The following is a 1,723-nucleotide window of genomic DNA, read 5'->3' as shown; positions in this document are numbered from 1 at the left end:
CCCCGCCCCCCCCCCCCCCCGCGGGGGCCCCCCCCCGCCCGGGCCCCGGACCGCCCGGTCGCGGACGCCCTGCTCGACCAGCGCAACCTGGCGGGCATCGGCAACGTGTACGCCAACGAACTCTGCTTCATGGCGGCTGTCACGCCGTGGACGCCGGTCGGCGAGGTCGCCGTGCTGGACCGGGTGCTCGCCAAGGCGCAGTACCTGCTGGAGGCCAACAAGCTCCGGCCCGAGCGGATCACCACCCGGGACGACCGGCCCGGCCGCCGCACCTTCGTGTACGGCAGGGCCGGTCGGCCCTGCGCCCGCTGCGGCACCCCCGTGCGCACCGCGCCGCACAGCGAGCAGCGCCCGGCGTTCTGGTGCCCGCACTGCCAGCGCGGGCCGCACCCGTGACCCGCACCGCCTGGCCGGTCCCGGCTCAGCCGGTGAGCAGCGCCGGGTGCCGAGGATCGTCCGTCTTCACCGTGAGGTCGGCGAGTTCGCCCGGGCGGGTCTCCTCGGCGTAGCGCGCGAACGCGGGCAGCGTCCACTGCTCGTCCGGCGGTGTGCGCCGGGCCAGCGCCGCCGGGCCCATCGCCAGGTGCACCGTCAGCTCGAACGGCAGCCAGCGGCCGAGCAGCAGCGGCCCGTCCAGCACCAGCACACCGCCCGGCGCCAGCTCCACGTACGGGGCCCGGGTCGCCCGGTCGGCGGCCGCGTCCCGGAGCGAGGGCAGCACCCGGCCGCTGCCGCCCGGGTCGAGCGGTGCGAGCACCTCGCGCAGCAGCGCGCCGTCGTCCAGCCACAGGTCGTGGAAGGCGTCCGCGTCGTGCCGCCCGTACTCCAGCCGGATCGACGCGGGCCGCAGGAAGTCGGCGGCGGAGACCCGCAGCACCGGGTGGCCGCGCAGCCGCAGCGGGTCCACCAGGGCGTCCGCCAGCGCGTCCGGGCGGGCCGCCGCGGCGCCGTCCACCGCGACCCGCACCCAGGGGGCGCCGCCCTCGGCGATCCCCGCCGCCCGGTCGGCGACCAGGGCGGCCAGCCGCTCCGGCGAGATCGGTTCGACCCGCATGCTGCCGCCCTCCTCCTCGTTCGGGCCGAATATAGTGCGCACAGCTGACGCATGATCACCCCGGGAAGGGAGCCGGCATGCCCGAGTTGACCCTGGCGGACGTCGACGCACTGGCCGCGCGGGCGCACGCCGGGCAGCGCGACCGGATCGGTGTGCCCTACGTGGAGCACGTCCGTGCCGTCGCCGCCGGCGTGGCGCCGTTCGGCACGGGAGTGCAGATGGCGGCGCTGCTGCACGACGTCCTGGAGGACACCCCGGTGACCGCCGGGGAGCTGCTGCGGGCCGGGGTGCCGGCCGCGGTGGTGGCCACCGTGACCAGGGTGACCCGGGTGCCCGGTGTCCCCTACCCCGAGATGCTCCGGCAGGTCGCCGGGGACCACTCCGCCGCCCTGGTCAAGATCGCGGACAATGCGCACAACTCGCTGGCCTCCCGGGCCGCCCTGCTCCCGGAGGCCGACCGCGTCCGGCTGGCCGTCCGCTACCGCGACGCCCGGGCCCTGCTCTGGCCGGCCGTCGCCGCGGCGGACGTCCGCACGGTCGTCGGCATCGTCAACCCGGCCCTGCTCGCGGAGCTCGACGACCCGCAGCTCGACCTCCCCGAGCCGGCGCCCGGGCCCTGACCGGCGGGCTCCGTCCGCACGGCGGCCGGTGGGCCGCGGTGGGCGCGGG

2 protein-coding genes and 1 pseudogene are annotated in these 1,723 nt (G+C 77.9%); 2 read left to right on the top strand and 1 reads right to left on the bottom strand.

The window, feature by feature from the left end; translation table 11 throughout:
• Positions 1 to 396: pseudogene (locus ACFV0G_RS29260) on the top strand (DNA glycosylase); the annotation flags it as partial.
• A 25-nt stretch (positions 397 to 421) separates the two neighbouring features.
• On the opposite strand, the gene ACFV0G_RS29255 reads toward ACFV0G_RS29260, so the two are convergent.
• Positions 422 to 1,054 carry a uridine kinase gene (locus ACFV0G_RS29255; RefSeq protein WP_380554503.1) on the bottom strand — a complete coding sequence of 211 codons (633 nt, stop codon included), beginning with the start codon at positions 1,052 to 1,054 and terminating at the stop codon, positions 422 to 424.
• Between the two features lie 77 nt (positions 1,055 to 1,131).
• Here ACFV0G_RS29255 and ACFV0G_RS29250 point away from each other — a divergent pair, with 77 nt between their 5' ends.
• On the top strand, positions 1,132 to 1,674 hold the full coding sequence (locus ACFV0G_RS29250) for an HD domain-containing protein (protein ID WP_380554500.1): 543 nt from the start codon (positions 1,132 to 1,134) through the stop codon (positions 1,672 to 1,674).
• The last annotated feature ends 49 nt before the right edge of the window (positions 1,675 to 1,723 follow it).

The organism is Kitasatospora sp. NPDC059571 (assembly GCF_042735675.1).
GTDB lineage: Bacteria > Actinomycetota > Actinomycetes > Streptomycetales > Streptomycetaceae > Kitasatospora.
This window is presented reverse-complemented; position numbering and strand designations above follow the sequence as displayed.